The sequence below is a fragment of the Chryseobacterium sp. 14P4.3.2 genome (genome assembly GCF_057799275.1).
Window position 1 is genome coordinate 1 of record NZ_JBYOKO010000022.1, and the last position, 21,234, is coordinate 21,234.

A 21,234-nucleotide genomic window follows, 5' to 3' on the forward strand; every position below is an offset into this window, starting at 1 on the left:
AATGAGTTCCAGATTATTAGTCTTTTAAATTGCAATCCAAAATTGCTAATTTTCTCGGAACTTTTTTTCCAAAATAAGTTTAAACAACTTCTATTTCAAATTTTTCAAATATTCAAAATTTTCTAAATCTTCGGTATATCCGACTTTTAATAAATCTTCTTTTATACTTTTTAAAAGCTTACTCCATTCACTAATAAAATAATCAAAATCAATTTCAATATCTAAATCTAATTTTCTAATTTCTTCATTTGCTAAATACATATCATTATTTTTTATACTAGCTACAAAAAATTGGGGTTTTATTTTTATTGTCCTTTCTTCAACTTTGAAATTCCAATATGCCTTGAATGTACTAGATAAAAAACCTGACTTAAATAGAGAATTATTATTAATTAGTTCTTCTAACATATCAATAATATCATTGTAAATAGTACTAATATCTCCTCTTTTATCCAATTCTATTTGATAACCTTTCCAATGAATAAATACGTCCGATTTATAATCAGGATAAGTTGACCAAATTGCTTCACTGACAGATGTATCTTCTATATCTATTACTCCTAATTCTATTGTTTTATTAAATTCTATTTTAAACATAATTTTTATAATTTATTTCTAGAAAGGTCACCTGCTGAATTACTATCAATTGGGAAACCGTGAAATGTATTACCTTTTTTATTTTTTCTTATTCTTATTCTATCTGGTTTTGATTCAGAGCCATCTCTATATACGACAGTAATAGTGTGTTATTTTGAAATTTCTCAGTTTGAGAGCTTAAAGATAATCCTTTAATAAAAAAGCGAAACTTCTATTGGAAGTTTCGCTTTAAAAGCTTTTTAATTTATTTTTTGGATACTATTTAAACAAAGATCATTCAAAAATGCCTGTAGGGTGGCGATACAATGTTGTAAAATAAGGATAATCATTGTCAAAATTAATCTTAACATTATTAGGCGCTGCGGCTTGAACCGCCTTAACATCATGTATATCATGTATATAAATATGACATTCTGAAATTAAATTATGAAAAAATGAAGTATCAAAATAGGTAACAGTAGTATTAGTCTCCAGCAATAAAATTTCAAGATTTATAAGATTGTCCAAATTCTCAACTCTGGTTATTTGATTTTCATTAAGGCTCAATCGTTTCAAATTGGTTAAATTATCCAATCCTTCAATTTTTGATATTTTATTAAAATTTAAATCTAGAACTTCCAAGCCCGTCAAGCTTTCCAAGCCCTCAATACGTTTTATACGATATGTAGAAATTAAAAACTCTTTAAGATTTTTTAATGTATCCATTCCTTCGATTTTTTCGACTAAAGTACTTTCTAGATTGAGGCTTTGTAAATTAGGAAATTGTTCTAAATGTGTTATCTTTTTTATTTTAGTTCCTTCTAAATTTAATGATTGAATATTTTCATTTACTCTAACCTTCTCAATACTATCAATTCTGCTATAAGATGTATCTAAATGGTGTAAGGATTTTAAACCTTCCAAACCATTCACTTCATAAAGGCGGCTACTACTACCAATATACAATTCCTCCAAATGAGTAAGACTTTCAAGTGGTGATGTATCCTGAATGTTTGTTCCACATAAGTCCAATCTTTTAAGTCTTTTTAGATGGCTTAAATGACTCAATGTGGATCCGTGCAAACTATTAAGTCTCAAGCTTAATGATTCTAAACGGCTAAACGACTTTAAAGCTCCTATGGTTTTGATATTGCATTTTACAACAGCAAGATTAACCAAACTGTCTGCTATAGGTAGGAGTACATCAAGTTTTTTTAGATCAACATCATCTAGATACAATGTTATGATATTGCCATCTTTATCTACATCATAATAATTTTCCCAGATGTGGTCTTTAGAATAGATAATTTGAGTGTTAAATTCTTCTTCTAATTTTTTTATAAAATCTGTCATATTCTTATCTTCTTTTCAACAAGAAAATTAGGTTTCTATTTTTCAAGTACAATCAAATTTCGGTTATATAGCATAACATAGTTTTTGTGAATTATCCTGTAATAGCCAAAATTAAAAAAACTCCTCAAGACCAAGAGTCAATTGCGGAGTCTGTTACTTTATTTTTTATTTACCAATTTCTACTATCAATTTTAAAAGATTTTTTTAAAATATGTTCTTTTATTTCATCTAAACTTTCTTCCATACTTATATAATTTTGAGAATCTTCATTAATATCTCCCACAATATATTCATAATCTATAAATTCAGATATTTTAGATATAAGTTCTCTTTGCTTATTATAACCTTCATATACAAGATCATTGTCTGCAAAAGATACTTTAAAACCATAAATATATTTATCATCCCATGACAAATAATCAATTCCCAATTCAAATTTAAAATCCGGATGCCTGTAGCTAAGTACACCTAAGCCTGTCCATGAGCAAAGTAAATCTATTACATCCTCATCTGTCATTGATTCATCTAGCTCAATTGGTTCTTTTTCTTCCTCTTTTCTACTATCATTAAAAACTATTATTTCATAATCGCTTTTTTGAAGTACAACATCTATAGATTTTAAATTTTCATTAAAGTTCAAAATAAATGATTTCGGCTCTTTTTTTTCTTTTAGTAATATTAATGTACCGTTATAATAACTCATTTTTTTATAATTTTTTTATAATTTACCTTCTCGTACTTCAGTTACTCCTTTATCCAGTAACCATTTTTTCAATCTAGGATCAAGATTTTCTTCTTTAAATTGGTAAATCCATTTTTTAGGGGGGAATCAATTTATTACCGAATTCATCTTCAAAAACCTTCGTACCCTCGAAGATTCTCCGATATTTATTAAATTGTGTTAGAACATCACGTGAAAGTTTTTTAGCATTAGAATATTTACCGGCTTTTACTTCTATAAATTCTTCATCTGTTAAAACATCCACCTCATCAACTCTATCCCCATTTTCAAATAATTGGTGTTCAAGTTTAACATTTTGTTGTCTACTATTTTTTGCGTCTAAAACAGTTCTAACCTCAACGTACCTTTTTTAGCATCATCATGCTCACCTTTATTTGCATGCTCCATTATTTTATTTAATTTTTCTACGCCGCCTGGTAATTGAAGCAGAACATTGATTTCATCGGAACTTAATGGCTCCTTTTTCTTAAAATCAACTACGGTTTTATTTCCATCTAATATAGGATTCACTTCACCATGGATATGAACAATTGCTTTATCTTTTTCAACTTTATCTGTAACATTTTTAAGTTCTTTTAACTCATAAGTTTGCTTTATGGTTTTTAAGCGATTTTCTCTTTCCTTTGCGGTTAAATTATGATCATTTAACAGTTGCGTACCTTCTTTTACCCCTTCATCTAAATCCCTTTTCTTTTCTTCAGTACTGCGTAGATCTTCTCTTTTTTCTCCTTCTTATCTTTCTTACCACCAATACCAATCTTCCCAAGCAATCCTTTAGCCTTCCCTTTCACAAAGTTCCAGAACTTGACAATCGCATTTTCAATACGCTGGCGTATTTTTCGGATAACGCCCAGTACTTTATCTGCCAATCCGCCAATTCCCAATAACGAGGCTAAAAAGCCAATCAGTACAGGAATTGCTCTTCCCAAAGCATTTTCTATTGATTTGGCTACATTTTCCGCTGGCAATAGCTTTTGATACTATCGGTAAATGGTTTTATCAGCTCCATTTTTATAAAGATAAAAACTTTTGAGAAAATCTTGGATAATAAAAATGCCACACGAAGGGATTCGTGCGGCAGCAGGGGAAACTTCCAGTAGAAGTTTCGCTTTAAATGCTTTTTAATTATTTATCTTTCGAATACTATTGTAAATAAAGGTTATTCAAAAATACCTCTGGGACCACTATACAATGATGTAGGCCAACGATAATCATCGTCATAATTAATTTTAACATTTTCGGGTGCAATAGCTTGAATCTTTTCAATATCCTTTTCGCTACGCATGTATATATAACAGTCTGAAACTAAATTATTGAAAAACATTGTATCAAAATAAGTAATTGGTTTATTGGCTTCCAGTAACAAAAGTTCAAGATTTATCAGATTATCCAAATTCTCAACTTTAGTTATATGATTTTCATTAAGATTCAACCGTTTTAAATGGGTTAAATTATCTAATCCTTCTATTTTTGAAATTTCGTTCAAATTTAAATCCAAAACCTCCAATTTGGATAAATTTTCCAAGCCTTCGATGCGCTTTATCCTCCAAGTAGAAATAAAAAGTCTTTTAAGATTTTTAGAATTTTCTAATCCTTCAATTTTTTCTATCGAAGTACAATCTACATTAAAGCTTTCCAAATTAGGAAATCGCTCCAGATGTGTTATATTTTTTATTTTAGTTCCTTCTAATTTTAATGAACGAATATTTTCATTTGCGCAGATGTTCTCAATATTATTAATTCTACAATAAGACGCATCTAAATGATATAAAGATTTTAAACCTTCCAAGCCTTTTACTTCATAGAGACGGTCACTACCACCAATGAATAACATCTCCAAATTCGTAAGGCTACTAACATGTGAAGTATCTTTAAGATTTGTACCTCTTAAATCCAGTTTTTTTAGATTTTTCAAATGTCTTAAATGTCCCATTGTGGAGCTATGTAAATTATTCAGACGCAAGCTTAATGCTTCTAAGCGGGTAAACGATTTTAATCCTCTTAAGGTTTTAATTTTACAATCGATAACAGCTAGATTAACCAAACTTTCCGCTATGGGCAATAATACATCAAGTTTATTTAAATCAACATAACGTAAAAATAATGTTATAATCTTTCCATCTTTATCCACATCATAATAATTTTCCCAGATGTGGTCTTTGGAATAGATAATTTGAGTATTAAATTCTTCTTCTAATTTTTTTATAAAATCTGTCATGGTTTGTATTTCTGCCTTTTTTTAAATCTTCAAATCATTAATTGATATTTTAAAGTTTCCAGTTTAAAAACTTAAAGATAATCCTTTAATAAAAAGAGGCTGTCTCAAAAGTACCCCCTCTCTCGGACTCCTTCATTTAGGAGATTCTCAGAGCGTTAATTTACCTTTTGAGACACCCTCTTAAAAGCTTTTTACTTGGCTTTATACTGTTCTATAAGATCAAAAATTTTCTTTTTCAGATCCTCATCAATATCTTCCTGAATATTCTCAATGGTTAAATAACCTTCTCCATCATTTACATAAGCATCTGCTTTGTATTTTAGCAGTAATTCTATCATTTCTAAGTTTCCAAAATAAAATGCCAATCCTAAAGGTGTTTTTGCATGATAAGACCCAGGTTTATTAATAAGATCTTGATGTGCATAAGGTAATAATAACTTCATCAGCCCAACATTTTGATTTAAAGAAGCTTTTGTCAGTGGTGTCTCACGTTCCTCCCCAACAAGATCTATATTAGCCCCTTTTTCTAAAATTAGCTTTAGAACTTTTGGTTTATTTAAATATATTGTCTGAAAGACAGGAGCATTATATGCTTCATCAAAATAATTTACATCTGCACCATTTTCTATTAAAATCTCTATCATTTTAACATAAATATCTACGTCTTCATCTTCAATTTCATCTATGATATATTGTATTAAACTTTCATCATCAATTATAGTCTTTGCATCACCACCATTATTTATCCATTCTTTTAAAGCATCAATATTTTTACTTGATATTATGTTTATGATGTATTCATTGTTTTTCATATATTTATTTTTAACGATTAAGAGCCTTCCACTTCCGCTCCTAAAACTAACCTTGATTCAATAAGGTTTTAGCTTTTGTAATCATAACTCATCAAGTATGTTTTTTATAAAGATAAAAAACTTATTGAGAAATCTTGGATAGTAAAAATGCCAAACGAAGGGATTCATGCGGCAGCAGGGGAACATCTCCTGAAAACAATATTTTAGTAAATCTGTTTCATAAAAGCTGAATCATAGCTTTCTCAATATTTTCCATAGCTTCATTTATTTTTATTCTTTTTCTTTGACTTTTAAATTGCTAATTTTCTGGAAACTCATTTTTCAAATAATTTCAAACAGGTTTATAGTTAGTACTTTACCCTGTGACTTCCGGATTCTATAGTTTGTGCGCTTCTGAACAGAAGGGAGAGAATGAATAGTGGTTTTTTCATGGTTTTAAGATTTTAATGGATTATTATTTTTTGTTTACTTGATGTATTCAAAAGTATTGATTATTCTTTTATGTTGGGGCCCTATACAATTCAATCAGAACTCTTTTTTTAAATATAGAGTTTTAATAAAAGAAAAATTTCTAAAATTTGTTTTATTAATGATTATAAAATTCTAATTAATCTCCTAAAACCTCATTAATTAATTTCTCTCTTACTGAAACACAAGGCTATACGAAGGGAATGATGCAGTAGCAAGGAATTATAGAAATTTTCTAAATTAAAAAGACTCCGCAAGCATCTTTGAACTTTACGGAGCCTTACCTAAAGCTCTGTCAGATAATACATTAATTATTTCAATATCTACTTATGAGCAAGTATGAGCATTTTAAAGAAATTTATATTCATATTTTGTATGAATATTTCCAGACAGAATTTCTTCTATTACATCAAGTTCATGGTAATCATCTGTATAATAGTCTGTTTTTTGTGTAGCTGCTATTACTTTAGCTTGTTTGTTTATTTCTGCAAACACCTTTTTTAGTTCTTTTTCGTGTGCTATTTCAAAAATATTTTCCTTTACATAAAAAATGACAGCTTCTATATTTTTATTATCAAACGATCGAAAATCTACCGATAAATAGTAACCAAGTTCTTCGCCATTTTCATCATATCCCCAAAACATACTATATTGATAGCTGCCTCCTGTAGGATTTTTCTTAAATTCTTCTAAAGTTTTTAAGGCATCTTCTATAGTTTCTGCCTCTATTGTTTTTGAATCATCAAAGTCACTATCGGTGTTAGTATCTTCAAAATAAAAACGGCTATAACCAAAAGCAATAGTGAAATTATTTTCTAACATAATTTTATCTACTATATTTACAATATCTTTTGTAGGTGTCTTTTCTATTACAAAGACTGTGTCGGTTGTATAATTTCCCATAATTATTTAAATTAATTTATTAAAATCTTCGGTGGATGAAACAAATGGTGCATTTTTAAGCTTTGTTGGCTTTACCTCTTTTAAATCATTTATAATTATAAAATTACCATTTCCAAATCTAAGCTGATCAACTGCATTATCTTTTCTAATAGCGGACAATACCTTTGCATTTATTTTATTTGATTCTATCTGTAAGACAAATATTCTGTCCGATAAATCGATCTTTTGACTATGCTCATCTATAATAGGCCCTGCTGCCGCACGAATCCCTTCGTGTGGCATTTTTATTAATAATTAGTTTTGGTAAACTATCTCATTTTATATCTTTACCTAAAATGTAATAAGTTTCTGGATCTGAAGAAATTGGATTTTTAAAACCGCACGGAATATTCGTGCGGTAGCAGTGATAATTTTTTTGAGGAATGACATAAATAGAAGCCATATGTGGTAATTGAGGAAACAAAAAATGAAGCTTTATGAGTTTCGTTTTTGTTTATTCAATTTTAATCAACTAAATATTTATACTCTTCATTAATTTTTCCGATTAATATATTTTCAACTTCCGGTTTTTCATCCAAATGATCAAAAATATCATCTCCTTTTATAATTCCTAAAATATTAACTGATTTTTTAATTTCTCTAATAATATTATCAAACAAATTTCTATTTTGTTCTTCAAAATAAGGATTCGTATAAAAAACAATTCCGTTTATTTCAATATCATTAATAGAAATAAAGCCAACCAGCAACTCTTCATTATTTATATATTTATAAGTAATTGCTCCGCCTGCATGAGATTTTAATTTTTCTAAATCTTTTATAGGATCTTCAATCTCTCTTCCTTTATCATAATCTTTTTCAAGATGTTCATCATTTTCCAATTCACTTAAGTGAAAATGTGAAGCTTGAGAAGTATCTATTTTAAAGTTAAACTTATTTAAAATATTATGAAGCATTTCAACAATAATATTAGGTTTTTGATTTTCAAATACAATTAAAATATCTTTGCTAAATTTTGACATATTTTTTTTTATTTTAATTTATTAAAATCTTCCGACGAAGATATTGGTTGGGCATTTTTTAATTCCGAAGCTTTTATACTTTTTAGTTCTGAAAATTTTCAATCTATGCTGGTATTTTTAAGATATTAGAAGCTCATATTTTAAGGGATAAATATTTCGCCTTATCTCTTCTAAATAGTGTCCTAATCCCCAACCTCCTATTGTATGTAATAAATTAAATCTAAAATGTATTTCCAATATAAAATAATAAAATTCTAGCCTTGATTTTTCAATAACAAAATCCTCTGCACTTATCATTATATAATTCATATTAAAAGGATTATTAACTATACAGTTGATACTTATTTTACTAAAAGGAATTATGTATTCAATATTTCCTAAGTTAGGCGCTTCTTGTATATCATTTAACATTTTTCGACGTCTTCAATTGGTATAGCATCAAAAAATGATTAAAAATAAAAACCGCACGAATGTATCGTGCGGCACTGAAGAGATTTATTTAGTTTCTTTTTTGCTTTCAATGTATTTCTTATAATTGGTATCATCCAATTCTACCTGTATTTGCTTAAATGGTTTATATTTATGCTCTTCAGGTAATAAATCGTATATATCTTCGTAATAAACTATTTTATTGTCAAATAGTATTCCTTGTTCGGAAATATTATCGTATTCTAATTTTTCAAATTCGAAATCCGTAGCTTCATACTCAAAACACAGTATAATAAAATCTCTTAAAAAACTATTGAGTCTTGGTGTATTTAAATAAGCTGTTTCCGAATTATCAAGCACACCATTTGTTTTCTTGTTATTTAGCGTGTCAAAAAAAGCATCAGCGTTAAACGTAATATAAAAATAATTTTTAAAGAATACTATTGTAACCGGTTCCGCATAAATATTATCATTCGTATTTAAAATATCATTATAGATAAGTAATAAATCTGCATTGACAATTTTTTCAGCAAAAATTTCTTCATAATTTTCCTTTTGGACAAATAATAATGAGTGATATAGCAGATTATTGTTATAGTTATATAAATAATTAAACTTTTTCCAAATAGGAGAATTTATTGATTCACTTTTAACATCTATTTCATTAACCATCTGTTTTAGGTTAGTTAATTCAGTAATATTATGAGGTAACAGAATACCATATTTAAAAGCCAAAAGAATATATGAGCAAATAAAATCTGAGGTTTTGTCTTCCAAAAGTATTTGTGATTCTTTTGTGTTCCATTTAATCGTGAATGCAGAAACATCAAAATCCATGTGATTCCAATATTCACTTACATTATTTATTTTATTACCATTCATTTTTATTAATTTTAAATGTCCCTTTTCCATTTGTAACTTCTAATTCCTGTATCGCGTTTTGTAATTGTATTTTTTCAATCCCACCTTCAGCAGAGGTATAAGGAAATAAATCTTGTCTAATTTTATTAATAAACTCTAGTTTGTTCAGATTAAAATATGAATTAGTAGGATTATCAATTTTTAATTGCCCAAAATGATTGGGATATAGCTCCTTATTTGTAGCACTTAATCTGGTTTCTGTATTAAACTTTCCAATTATACTTTTAATATTATCTCTAATTTGTGAGTTACCACCTATGAATAACATCTCCAAATTCGTAAGGCTACTAACATGTGAAGTATCTTTAAGATTTGTACCTCTTAAATCCAGTTTTTTTAGATTTTTCAAATGTCTTAAATGTCCCATTGTGGAGCTATGTAAATTATTCAGACGCAAGCTTAATGCTTCTAAGCGGGTAAACGATTTTAATCCTCTTAAGGTTTTAATTTTACAATCGATAACAGCTAGATTAACCAAACTTTCCGCTATGGGCAATAATACATCAAGTTTATTTAAATCAACATAACGTAAAAATAATGTTATAATCTTTCCATCTTTATCCACATCATAATAATTTTCCCAGATGTGGTCTTTGGAATAGATAATTTGAGTATTAAATTCTTCTTCTAATTTTTTTATAAAATCTGTCATGATTTTTATTTCTGTCTTTTTTTAAATCTTCAAATCATTAATTGATATTTTAAAGTTTCCAGTTTAAAAACTTAAAGATAATCCTTTAATAAAAAAGCGAAACTTCTAGTAGAAGTTTCGCTTTTTTATTAAACTTTTCAAATATCCCTATTTTTTATTTTATTTTTCTAAAAGTTATAGATATCCTTCTTTCTCGAGGAATTATAGTATTTAACCACTTATCATTTTTTACTGCTTTTATACCATGTTTCCAATTATATCTCGCATCTCCATTTAATAACAAAATGCTTCGAGGATTTAAAAGTAACTCATGCTTTTCCTGATCTTTTGAAAATTGCATGACACAAGAAGATAACAGACTCACGGAAATTATTATATCTTCAAAACAGGGTATACAATCTATATGGTTTGATATTCCTTGTCCAGGTTCATATTCATTGATAATAACCTGATCAAAAGAATTTTTAAGATTAAAATTCTTTTTAATTTTTCCCTCCAATGAAATAAGCCAATCGGGTAGCTTGCCTATTTTTAAATCTTGATCAATATTTTTTTTCTTGTAATCATAAATATATCCATAATGCTGAACTCTCCGCTTCAAATTTGTATCCCAGATCGCATTATCTATTTCTGACAGAATTAAACTCTCTTCTTCAATACTTAAAAAATCATCTTGATAAGCAAGCCCAGTTATAATATTATTCTTCATCTTCAATGGTTAAAATATATCTTAAAAAGTCTATGAAATTTTTATAAATAGGTTTATATCCAGATTCCAATTCATTAGAAAACCATACCGAATCTTCATCTTTTTGCGTTGCATGATAACCATAAAAAGTAATTTCGTCTTTACTATGAAACATAAGATCTGCTAATATATATATATTTGATTTATTAAGTAAGGGAGATGTAAGAAGACTTGGATTCAACCAATCATCAAAGCCAAAAATACCAATATCAAAGTCATTACCGTAAATATTACATCCTCCATATTCACTTAAAAAATAAAAATAGGCATCATCATTTATAAATTCGGCATCTTTCATTATAGTGATTGTTTCATCTTTCCAAAGATGTTTTATTCTTTTTTCATTTCCAGTTTTAACATTATATTTTGTAGCTATATCTTTTATAAGGTTATCTACCTCAATGATCTTATTAATCATAATATTTTATTTTTTAAAAATTAAAGTTACACCTTTCCCGTCTTCCATTGAACCTGCAGATCTATCTTTTTGCGTCATTTTATGTTCATATCCTGGAAAATTTTTACTATCAAACAATTTCTTAGACTCTAAAACAAAGTTATTAGTCTGTTCTTCCGGTTTCCACCTACCTACATATCTATTATCTGCAAAGCTTACAATAACCTTTCCTCCTTTTTTTACTACTCTATCCGCTTCTTTAAAAAAGCTTTTTAGTAAAATCTTATTATTTGTTGTACCTCCCCTTGTTTCTTCTTTTACCCATGGAAAGTTAAAAACAATTATTTCAAAATAATTAGGTTCATAACTCATACTTGTAGCATCTATATTATATTCTATTACAGTTCCTAGTTTGTTATGTTCCTTAATATTTTTGTCCCTATCCTTATATTTTGTATCTTAAGAATCATAAGATGTAGCAATCATTCTGTTTTGAATAGCTAAAGTCTTAGCTAAACTTAACGAAAAACTAAAGTTAGCCTCTCCAACCAAAAGTATTTTATTTCCTTCACTAGGATTAAAATCATCTGCTTTTAAAATTTCTGTAGGAGTATATTTTTTAGGGTTTACCTCACCATGTACATGAACCTTTATTCCTTTTTCAACTTTTTTATCTACTACAATTTTTAACTCCTTTAATTTATATCTGTTTTTAATATCATGTAGTTTACATTCTATTGCAGCTTGGTCCACACCTGATTTTAATAACGTATGAGATTCTGATAATGCATCGTCTAAATCCCTTTTCTTTTCTTCAGTGGTACGAAGATCTTCTCCTTTTTTCTCCTTCTTATCTTTCTTACCACCAACTCCAATCTTCCCAAGCAATCCTTTCGCTTTCCCTTTCACAAAGTTCCAGAACTTGACAATTGCATTCTCAACACGTTGCCGTATTTTTCGGATAACGCCCAGTACTTTATCTGCCAATTCCCAATAACGAGGCTAAAAAGCCAATCAGTACAGGAACCGCTCTTCCCAATGCGTTTTCTATCGATTTGGTTTCCACCCCCACATTTCCTTTTATACTATCGGTAAATGGTTTTATCAGCTCCATTTTTATAAATAAACCTGTTTAAACTTTTTAAAGAAAAAGCTCCGCAAAGCTGAAAACTTATCGGAGCCATATGATTTTTGTTTTTATTTACCAAGTTCTACTGTCAATTTCAAAAGAATTTTTCAAAATATGTTGTTTTATTTCATCTAAACTTTCTTCCATACTTATATAATTTTGAGATTCCTCATTAACATCTCCGACAACATACTCATAATCAACAAACTTAGATATTTTAGCTATAAGTTCTTTGTGCCTATCATCTTCAAATACAGTATCTTTTCGAGCAAAGGAGACCTTAAAACCATCAACATACTTATCATCCCATGTCAAATAATTAATATACATTTCAAATTTAAAATCCGGATGTCTATATGTAAGTAAACCCAAGCCTTTCCACGAGTAAACTAAATTTATTACATCCTCATCTGTCATTAATTTATCTAGCCAAATTGGTTCTTTTTCTTCTTCATTTCGGCTATCATTAAAAACGACTATTTCAGAATCACTTTTTTGAAGTAAAACATTTATAGATTTTAATTTTTCATTAAAGTCCAATATAAATGATTTCGGCTCTTTTTTTTCTTTTAGTAATATTAATGTACCGTTATAATAACTCATTTTTTTATAATTTACCTTCTCGTACTTCAGTTACTCCTTAATCCAGTAACCATTTTTTCAATCTAGGATCAAGATTTTCTTCTATAGTTTCATTTTTGCCCTTTTCTTATTATATCGTTTTCCAATTCGCTTAGATAATAATAGAATTGAATTTCCCCGAAAAATTATGAAGAGCTACAATAAAAATAAGCTTTTACATTTCACATACAATTATAATTTTTGTTCTAAAAGCGTTCATTCTTATTATATGACCTTTACTAAACTAAAAAGACTCTGCAAGCATCTTTTAGTTTTGCAGAGTCTTGAATCTTAATACTTTTAATTGCCTAGTTCTACTTTCTACTTAAGATATTTTTTTTATCAAGATTTTATTACTTCAATAAGTATCTTATTTTAAATCATAATAACTCAAAGGGTATGAAAAATAAGCATCTCCATCTTCATCAAGAATAAAAAATGTAACTATGTTATTTTGAAAATAAACCATACATGGCATATTTGAATGCAAATAATTGTTTTCTCCTTTTGGATGTATAAACTCATTATTTTCATATTTAAAATTTACATACATAGCTGAAGAGTAGTCTAATTCAGGAGGTAATATTTTATTTTGTTGTAACTTAATAAAGATATCTTCGGAAATAACAGTGTAATCACATCTAGTTAATTCTGTGTAAGGAAATTCCTCTTCTGCAAAAAACGGAAGTTCATCGTCTATTAGTTCTTTTATTAATTCGCTAATTGTTTCTAAAGAATGATCTCCCAACAGATATTGGTCAATCATTTTTTGTGTATCAAGATAATAATATCCTGATTTAGATTTATGTAAATCTACTTGTGTTATACCTATTGCCATATTATTTTATTATTTAAAATTATTAACCCAAATATATTATTATTCTTATAAAACATCTTTGAGTTTACCGTTAAACTCACCGTTACCTAGAGCAATTACAATATCCCTCGTAGTAGTCTGGCCAGCCGGTTTTATTTGATATACTGTCATTATTCCATCAGTAGCATTAAAAATCACGACAGGAACTTTAGTCTTATAATTTGTATGATTAGGTACATCTTCTCCTAATACATAAGTAGTTTGTTCATAGTGCACTTGTACTCTATTTGCTTGTGTAATTTTATGTATTTCCATCATTTTTCTTTTACTTTTTTCTACTTTAGTACTTGCATCATTTTTATTAAATCCTAAAGTTTCTTGCATTGTTACAAATTTAAACAGAATATTAGGGTAAGTATTTATTAATTCTCCCGTACCTTTCATCAATGAAATAACAGAAGTACCTGAAAATAGTGGTTCTACAATAGTAAATGTAATAGCTTGATCTTCCTTTCCTTTCATAACTTCTTTTACATGCTTTACGATATCTTCAGGTTGCTGGGTATTATGATCTTTACCGGTTACTTTATCTCTTGGCATTTTTTTAATCTTTTCATTTTTGATAGAAGTATCTTTAGTTACGGCATCTCCTAAAAATGAACCTCCTGTTTCTGTAGTTATAATATATTCTTGTCCTTTTAACTCTTCGCGCATATTTTGCAATGCTCCATGATATTCTCCTAAAAATGGAGAATATATAGCACCTTGTGCAATATCCCAATTACGAATTGATTTTGAACCCGTAGATACCATTTTTTTTCTTAAGTCAGTATTTCCTCCTTTTCTTAAATCTGGTATATGCTTAATAAACTCTAGCATTTGTTCTCTTATTCTTTCCGGATATTTGCCTTCTTCCAGATTTACTTCCCTGTTTTTTACGAATTCTTTGTTTTCGATAAACGCCACTTTTTGTATGCTATAATTCAGCGCATTGCCTTCTCCAAATATATTAAATAATTGCTGTAGCGTATTCGAAAGTTGTTTTTCTTTATTCTCTACATTATCATCTAATTTTTCTGCTCTTTTAATTTCATCGCTTGATGAGCCTTGTATTTTAGCCTTATCCAATGCTTTATCTGTTTCTTTTGCATCTTTATGGGTTTCAAGATATTGACTTTTAGCTTCAGACAATAAAGTTTTAGCTTTCACTTGTTCTTCTTTTGGTAAATTACGAAGCTCATCCTCCCATTTTTTTAGTCTGTCAACTACACTCATAGGTGTACTCGCTACCATTACTTCAACATTATTACCTTTTGTACTAATCCAGAGTCTATGATTCTCTCCCTCAGCAGAAAAATAAATGGTTTCGCCAACTTCACTATCTTCAAGTTTTTTATCATTTTGGGTCATTCTTTTCTTATCCTTTCCGTCATCTTTTCCTTTCTTAACAATGCCTAACTTATTCAGTAGCTTACTTCCTTTTACTTTCACAAAGTTCCAGAACTTGACAATTGCATTCTCAATACGCTGGCGTATTTTTCGGATAACGCCCAATACCTTATCTGCCAATCCTCCAATTCCTAATAATGAAGCTAAAAAGCCAATCAGTACAGGAACCGCTCTTCCCAATGCATTTTCTATTGATTTGGCTACAGCACCTACATTTCCGCTGGCAATTGCTTTTATACTATCGGTAAAGGCTTTTACCAGTTCCATAATTTGCGCTGCCCGTTGGACGAAGAATTTCACCACATCTATAATGGCCATTGCTGCTTTTATAAATGCTCCTACCGGAGTCAATAATCCCATCACCCATTTAATACCTGCCTGTATTACCTGTGACTGGATAATATCCATTATGGCATCCATCACGGTAGCCTTAAGGTCAGCAAACTGATCTTTAAGATATCCCCAAAGTCCGGCAGCACCTTCTTTACGGACAACCTGTACTATTTCAAGCCCTTTTTCAGAAGCGGTCTCCAGAACTTTCATTACAGGTTCACCGATCACTCTGGAACCAATTGCTCTGATTCCATCCCATGTTAAACCAAGCACCTGAGTGGTAATGGAGAAAACTCCTTTTAAAGAGAACACATCTTCCGGCATCGTTAAAGAAATACCTTTCATTGCTCCGGTCAGCCATCCAAAGAAACCTGTTTTAAGGTGAGTCCAGATGTTGGTTCCGAAATTAGTAAATCCTTGTGAAACTCCGGCAATAAGATTTTTGAAAAACCCTATCGGATCCATGATGATCGCCTGAATGGCACTGATAACACCGGACAATAAATTGGTAAGTGTATTTTTAATTTCAATAATAATAGCAAATACACTATTTTTAAGCACATCAAGAGCCTGATTAACCCATCCGCTATTTTGTGTTTTTAGGTCTGCAATTCTGGCATCAATACTTGTTATATTGTCTGCATATTTTTTAGCTAATACATCAATTAATGCATCTTTTTTACTGTTTACGCTGTCTTCCAGTGCATTGAATTTGCTTTGGATCACTGCAATGGCCTCTTTTCCTATTTTTCTTAAACTTGGTGATAAGCTATTCACATAAGTCTGTACCTCTTTTTTGCCTTTGGCAATTCTGGTTTTGGCTGCATTAAGCTGAGTGGTAACATGGGTTGCAATTTGGTCAATAAATTTATCCATGACTTTAATGTACAGTTCCTTACCACTGTCAAAAAACTTGTTGACCTCTTCAGGTAAGCCCGTAGCTTTGTCCCACAACCATTTCCCAGCCGCCACCAAAGCCCCGTATTTTGCATAGGCATCTCCATACCGTTTCTTTTTATAGGCCTTCATTTCTTTATCGACATGTGCTTCAAATACTTTTTTAGCTTCTTTGCTGCCATTATCAAATTTTTCTGCAACCGATTTGTCCAGACTATTTAAAATACCGTCCACATCGTTTTTGGAAGTAAGATAGATCCCATTAATATGATCGGCTATTTCTTTTCGTTTCTGGCTGTCTTTGCCTGAGGTTTGCTTTTGTTCACCCTGTACATTGCCCAGTCCGCCTTTTCTTGCACCATGCATTCCACTAATGTGATGTGCCGCTTGTGTTTGTGCATCATTACGCGTTTTAGACAATTCTTTATTTTCATTGGTTCTGAACTGTTGAGTGGCTGCAACGCTTTGGGTTTTGGCTTTATTCTTTTGTGCCAAAGCATCCGTAAACGTAGGCTCATTAGATTTTGCCAACATGGTATCGGTAACTCCATTGGCTTTCATTTCGCTGTCGATACTTGCCGTCTGCTCCTTAATAGGTTGTTCTACGCTTGCTGCATTTCTTTTCACCGGCATCGCATTCGCTACATTTGGAGTTCCTGGAGCTGTACCTACATTTTGTGTCGGCATTTTTGCAACGGCACGAACAGGCTGTGCAGCGGTATTAGGTTGTGCAGCTGTTGCAGAAGCAATATCATTAGAGGCTGCATTCTTCTCTTTTTTAACATCACCCACTGCCTTTTGATTGACTTCCTGTATATTGTTGTGTTTCTCAAATTCATCTGCCTGCTCTTCATTTTTCGGAAGCCTGATGCTGTGTATTTTTTCACTTAGCAAAGCTTTGAAATCTTCTTTCTTGAAGAGTCCCGGTTCCTTTTCAGCCATGGTATTCACCTGGCTTGCCTGCGCCATACTCTGACGTTCGTTGGCAGGTGATGGTGCAGCAGCTTGTGCATCATTTGTTGCTTTGCCTGATGGCTCATGTTGTTTCTGCAGCTTAGCTGTATTACTTATTTTTCCGCTTAATGCTGTAAATGCAGGATTACTGTTAGCATCTGCTGACGTTTTAGCTTCGGTATTCATTACTTCTGCTTTGTCCGGATTTACTTCTTGAGATTTATCTGCAGTGGTAACCTCTGCTTTATTTGTTTCCCCCTTTTTCTCTGAAGATTTTACCAGCGGATTTGTTTCTTTAATTTTTTTACTTTCTTGATGAACCATAGCCTGCCCCTCAAGTATTTTTGACGCTGCACCTGATTTAACATCATTATAATCCTGTGCCTGGCTGGTATTCAAGGCTGCTATATATCCTTTCTCCATCTTTTGAGTATCAGGATGGTTGATATCGCCGGTTTTGCTTAAACTCTCCTGGAATCTGCCATGCATTACTTCTGCGCCTTGATCATAAATGGTTTGCGAACCATGAACCATCGGAATACGACCGCTGAGACTGACTTCACTAATATTAGCATTTGCCAATCCATTTTTAACGGATGAGTCTCCAGACTTTAGTGTCTGTACATTAGCCACTGCTGCCTCAGATAGAGGTACCACCACCGGTTCTTTTGGCCTTTGCTTTTTGCTTTGGCTGTGGTGGGCTTTATTGTCTTTTTCTACAGGTTTTGCTGCTTTCATTGACTTAGTTTTTTATTTCATATTGTTTTAAAAGACATACAAAGCACAACTAAAACCGTTGTGCTTTATATGATGCCTGCTGAATCTGAAAGATCAGACCGTGTGGGGGGAATTTTAAGAATTCAACTGAGAATGATGTTCAGCTTTATGACGAGAAACAGGCAATACTGAACCACTTTCAGCTTTTGTTCTCTTGTTTTTTGAATGTTCAGGTTTTAAAGTTTTCAAGTTCAAAATTCATCCTTTTCCGGAAGAATTACCAGCTTTTTAAGTGATGGATTCTGTAGTTGCAGTGATTACCAAATTTTCTATTGGATCACATCATCTTTTTTGTCTTCTTCTCGATCAGACGGTCTATCTATCTTACCTCCATATCGATTTTCAATAAAAAGGTTCACTGCTTGATCTATCCAGTTGGGCAGATTGGTTGTAATCATTTTCAGGAATTTATCATAACCGTAGCCAAGCACAAAAAGAACTCCTGTTGAGTACCATTTGTCGTCTGCATCAGCTTTATTCATCAGATAACTCATTGTAAAGCCAACAATCACCACTATTGTTAATGTAACCAAATGTTCCCATGGCTGCTTTTTCTCCTTGTTCTGTATAGAGACCAGCACTCTCAATAATCCTCCTGAAAATGCTATTGCAGTTCCGATCAGCAGTGCTTTTATACTATCCAAATTCATTTTTTCTTATATATTATTTATTAAAAAATTTAATTTTCTTACCGTTTTCAGATGCCTGATTATTCTTGATCCAGCATGTACATATCATCTAAAAACCTTTTGCTTTTCCGAATGTTTTCATTTTCATTCAGATAGGCTAATTCGTCAATAAGAGCACTGATGTCTTTACGAGGTTTTTTCAATTTTTCTTTATCTTTTTTCTTTTTTTTCTTTTCTTTTTTTTTCATGGTTTCTAATTTTTTTAAGTGAACAATTGTTTTTTAGTCTTTGAGACAATCCAAGATCAGACGGTTTTTCCTTTCAGGTTCATAGAGCACCTACAGCAATGGAACTAAAAAGCAAAAACCATTTTTCACCTTAGTATTTTACCTAAAAAATTAAATTTGAGAGAGATATCGGGGACAGCCCATTGATTAATCTGATTGATGGGGCTGCTGGAGATTGTGTAATCACTTTGAATCCTTTTCTATCTTCTTTAGAATGTATAATTTCAAGATCTGCTTCATGGAGTGTCTGTCAGCTATAAAAGATTATTTTACTAAAGTGCAGTGACGCACTGTACTGAATGTAAATACTGAACTATGTTTCATTATGCCTGAAGAATAATGTTATATATCGTTCTTTCGGACAAGAACAACATTTCTGTGAGCTCGGTTACAATCACTTTCATCTGCTTGCTTTGATTACGTCTTACGTATTCAATGACAAAATCCTTTCTTTTCTCGACTAATTCTTTACTACGTTTCATTTTCTTGTGGTTAAAAGTTTTTTTTAATTTTTTTTTTGAACGGGACAGGCCTTCTTATTTCTTAATTTTCATTTTTTAATTGAGCCGATAAACCACCCAAAGGCATCACTTAAGCCTTTGAACAGATTGTCCAATACAATATTTTTGGTTTTTTTAGAAGTTGATATCAGGTATTTTCAATAGAAATACCCTAGCTCCTTTCATTTAAATGTTATTATTTGTAAATAATACTATGGATGCTTATAAGGAAGCAATGCTTTATAAACAGTTAAATAGCCGGTATTTACATTTAGTGTCTGTTTGTAAAAGAGCGCAGCATTGTGTTCTGATTTTAAATACTATTTAAAAACAATTTCATTTGCTTTTCAGAATGTATTAATATTCTACTGATAACTACAATTAATCGATATTTCATATGTTAAACAGTAATATTTATTTACATTCTCAACCTTATTTTATGTTCTTAAAAAAAATAATTTAATCATTCTTTTCATCTTTTTTATAAACGTATTTTTTTCATTAAAAAATCCAATAAAAACGAACATAAATCATACAACAGATATAAAAAAAGCGCAATTTTAGCACTCACAATGAGTTGAAAAATATTTTAATTTTAATTATCGTTTGTTAGAATAAAATTTAATCGCAAAACTGTTCTGTAACAAAAACTCAATATAACAAACTGATTTTAAACAAATAATAGATTTTAAAAAAGCTTTTAAATATAGAAATCACATTAAATTATCAATATAATTTTGTATATTTGCACTGTTCCGTTTTAATAACGAAACAAATATACGAACAATGTTCGCTTTTAAAAATAAAAAAAGAACATTTTTCTTATTTTTTACAAAAATAAAGTATAAACATATCAAAATGAACTATTTAGAATTCAAAGAAATCAGGAAGAAACTAAACATGAAGCAGGCTGATATAGCAAAATCTATAGGCGTTGGAACCAGAGCCGTACAATATTGGGAAAAAGGCGAACGAAAAATACCGGAAACGACGGCTTATTTTATCACTAACCTCCTTTTAAAACAACAAAAGGAAGTTAATAATGATGGTGCGTCCCCTGTTGTTTTTTCAGATTTAAAAATCATGAATGTTCCGCTTGCTAATCAGTATGCACAAGCTGGCTACTTGAGTAGGTTTGCAGATGAAGAATATATAGAAAGTTTACCAACAATTCCTTTTACTGATGATGTAGAACACCGGGGTGAATACATGTGTTTTGAAGTGAAAGGAGACAGTATGGACAACGGTTCATACGAAAGCTACCTTGAAGGTGATATTATTCTGTGCAGAAACATCAGACAGGATTACTGGATGAGCAAGCTGCATTATGACAAGTGGGATTTTGTCATCGTTCACAAAGAGAAAGGAATTCTGGTAAAGAGAATCATCAACCATGATGTGGAAAGAGGCATTATCACCCTTCATTCTCTGAATGAATATTATGAAGATTTCGATATCCACCTAAAGGATGTTGCGAAGCTTTTTAATATTATCAGTACAAGACGTAAAAATAACAGAAGATAGACAGGCGAACAGCCTGAGTGAATAAAATCCTCAAAAGCTGAGGATTTTATTGGGGTATTTATGGATAGGAAGTCAT

Annotated in this window: 22 protein-coding genes and 1 pseudogene; 1 reads left to right on the top strand and 22 read right to left on the bottom strand. The window is 30.5% G+C overall.

Translation table 11 applies throughout. From position 1 onward, the window contains the following. Positions 1-90 precede the first annotated feature (90 nt). The 22 genes and pseudogenes from AC27VX_RS21865 to AC27VX_RS21970 all read right to left on the bottom strand — a co-directional run bounded on the left by AC27VX_RS21865 (position 91) and on the right by AC27VX_RS21970 (position 19,616). Complete coding sequence (locus AC27VX_RS21865; RefSeq protein ID WP_488697955.1) at positions 91-597, bottom strand: hypothetical protein; 507 nt, start codon at positions 595-597, stop codon at positions 91-93. Positions 598-870: 273 nt separating this feature from the next. Then, on the bottom strand, positions 871-1,929 hold the full coding sequence (locus tag AC27VX_RS21870; protein WP_488697957.1) for a leucine-rich repeat domain-containing protein: 1,059 nt from the start codon (positions 1,927-1,929) through the stop codon (positions 871-873). 169 nt (positions 1,930-2,098) lie between these two features. Beyond that, a complete protein-coding gene (locus AC27VX_RS21875) occupies positions 2,099-2,632 on the bottom strand; it encodes a hypothetical protein (protein ID WP_488697959.1) in 534 nt (177 codons plus the stop codon). Positions 2,633-2,989: 357 nt separating this feature from the next. Next, positions 2,990-3,181 carry a hypothetical protein gene (locus AC27VX_RS21880; protein WP_488697961.1) on the bottom strand — a complete coding sequence of 64 codons (192 nt, stop codon included), beginning with the start codon at positions 3,179-3,181 and terminating at the stop codon, positions 2,990-2,992. Between the two features lie 167 nt (positions 3,182-3,348). Further along, complete coding sequence (locus AC27VX_RS21885; protein ID WP_488697963.1) at positions 3,349-3,639, bottom strand: hypothetical protein; 291 nt, start codon at positions 3,637-3,639, stop codon at positions 3,349-3,351. Positions 3,640-3,830: 191 nt separating this feature from the next. Beyond that, positions 3,831-4,889 carry a leucine-rich repeat domain-containing protein gene (locus AC27VX_RS21890; protein ID WP_236855132.1) on the bottom strand — a complete coding sequence of 353 codons (1,059 nt, stop codon included), beginning with the start codon at positions 4,887-4,889 and terminating at the stop codon, positions 3,831-3,833. 191 nt (positions 4,890-5,080) lie between these two features. Continuing rightward, complete coding sequence (locus AC27VX_RS21895) at positions 5,081-5,701, bottom strand: ankyrin repeat domain-containing protein (RefSeq protein WP_236855144.1); 621 nt, start codon at positions 5,699-5,701, stop codon at positions 5,081-5,083. A gap of 816 nt (positions 5,702-6,517) precedes the next feature. Further along, the gene (locus AC27VX_RS21900; protein ID WP_488697965.1) at positions 6,518-7,072 is read right to left on the bottom strand and encodes a hypothetical protein; all 555 of its coding nucleotides are present in this window, start codon (positions 7,070-7,072) and stop codon (positions 6,518-6,520) included. Positions 7,073-7,078: 6 nt separating this feature from the next. Continuing rightward, the gene (locus tag AC27VX_RS21905) at positions 7,079-7,354 is read right to left on the bottom strand and encodes a hypothetical protein (RefSeq protein ID WP_488697967.1); all 276 of its coding nucleotides are present in this window, start codon (positions 7,352-7,354) and stop codon (positions 7,079-7,081) included. Between the two features lie 221 nt (positions 7,355-7,575). After that, complete coding sequence (locus AC27VX_RS21910; RefSeq protein WP_488697969.1) at positions 7,576-8,094, bottom strand: hypothetical protein; 519 nt, start codon at positions 8,092-8,094, stop codon at positions 7,576-7,578. 495 nt (positions 8,095-8,589) lie between these two features. Next, positions 8,590-9,435, bottom strand: coding sequence for a hypothetical protein (locus tag AC27VX_RS21915; protein ID WP_488697971.1), 846 nt, complete (start codon positions 9,433-9,435; stop codon positions 8,590-8,592). Further along, positions 9,395-10,096, bottom strand: coding sequence for a leucine-rich repeat domain-containing protein (locus AC27VX_RS21920; RefSeq protein WP_488697973.1), 702 nt, complete (start codon positions 10,094-10,096; stop codon positions 9,395-9,397). Before AC27VX_RS21920 ends, AC27VX_RS21915 begins: the two co-directional genes overlap by 41 nt. 154 nt (positions 10,097-10,250) lie before the next feature. Beyond that, positions 10,251-10,805, bottom strand: a complete 555-nt coding sequence (locus AC27VX_RS21925; protein ID WP_488697975.1) for an alpha-ketoglutarate-dependent dioxygenase AlkB — start codon at positions 10,803-10,805, stop codon at positions 10,251-10,253. Beyond that, positions 10,795-11,262, bottom strand: coding sequence for a hypothetical protein (locus AC27VX_RS21930; RefSeq protein WP_236855133.1), 468 nt, complete (start codon positions 11,260-11,262; stop codon positions 10,795-10,797). The genes AC27VX_RS21925 and AC27VX_RS21930 overlap by 11 nt, the downstream gene beginning before the upstream one ends. Positions 11,263-11,268: 6 nt before the next feature. Further along, positions 11,269-12,150 (bottom strand): annotated as a pseudogene (locus AC27VX_RS21935) (class I SAM-dependent methyltransferase). A 67-nt stretch (positions 12,151-12,217) separates the two neighbouring features. Beyond that, positions 12,218-12,355 (bottom strand): hypothetical protein, encoded by a 138-nt coding sequence (locus AC27VX_RS21940; RefSeq protein ID WP_488697977.1) that lies wholly within the window; start codon positions 12,353-12,355, stop codon positions 12,218-12,220. An 87-nt stretch (positions 12,356-12,442) separates the two neighbouring features. After that, entirely contained in the window at positions 12,443-12,973 is a 531-nt protein-coding gene (locus tag AC27VX_RS21945) for a hypothetical protein (protein ID WP_488697979.1), read from the bottom strand. Positions 12,974-13,361: 388 nt separating this feature from the next. Next, positions 13,362-13,829, bottom strand: coding sequence for a hypothetical protein (locus tag AC27VX_RS21950; RefSeq protein WP_488697981.1), 468 nt, complete (start codon positions 13,827-13,829; stop codon positions 13,362-13,364). Between the two features lie 45 nt (positions 13,830-13,874). Next, positions 13,875-18,179 (bottom strand): phage tail protein, encoded by a 4,305-nt coding sequence (locus AC27VX_RS21955; protein WP_488697983.1) that lies wholly within the window; start codon positions 18,177-18,179, stop codon positions 13,875-13,877. Between the two features lie 308 nt (positions 18,180-18,487). Next, positions 18,488-18,868: a hypothetical protein gene (locus tag AC27VX_RS21960; RefSeq protein WP_236855147.1), complete on the bottom strand. Its 381-nt coding sequence runs from the start codon at positions 18,866-18,868 to the stop codon at positions 18,488-18,490. A 59-nt stretch (positions 18,869-18,927) separates the two neighbouring features. Beyond that, positions 18,928-19,095 (bottom strand): hypothetical protein, encoded by a 168-nt coding sequence (locus tag AC27VX_RS21965; protein ID WP_300686860.1) that lies wholly within the window; start codon positions 19,093-19,095, stop codon positions 18,928-18,930. A gap of 362 nt (positions 19,096-19,457) precedes the next feature. Beyond that, positions 19,458-19,616, bottom strand: a complete 159-nt coding sequence (locus tag AC27VX_RS21970; protein ID WP_236855148.1) for a hypothetical protein — start codon at positions 19,614-19,616, stop codon at positions 19,458-19,460. Between the two features lie 876 nt (positions 19,617-20,492). Here AC27VX_RS21970 and AC27VX_RS21975 point away from each other — a divergent pair. Beyond that, a complete protein-coding gene (locus AC27VX_RS21975) occupies positions 20,493-21,158 on the top strand; it encodes a S24 family peptidase (RefSeq protein ID WP_488697986.1) in 666 nt (221 codons plus the stop codon). The last annotated feature ends 76 nt before the right edge of the window (positions 21,159-21,234 follow it).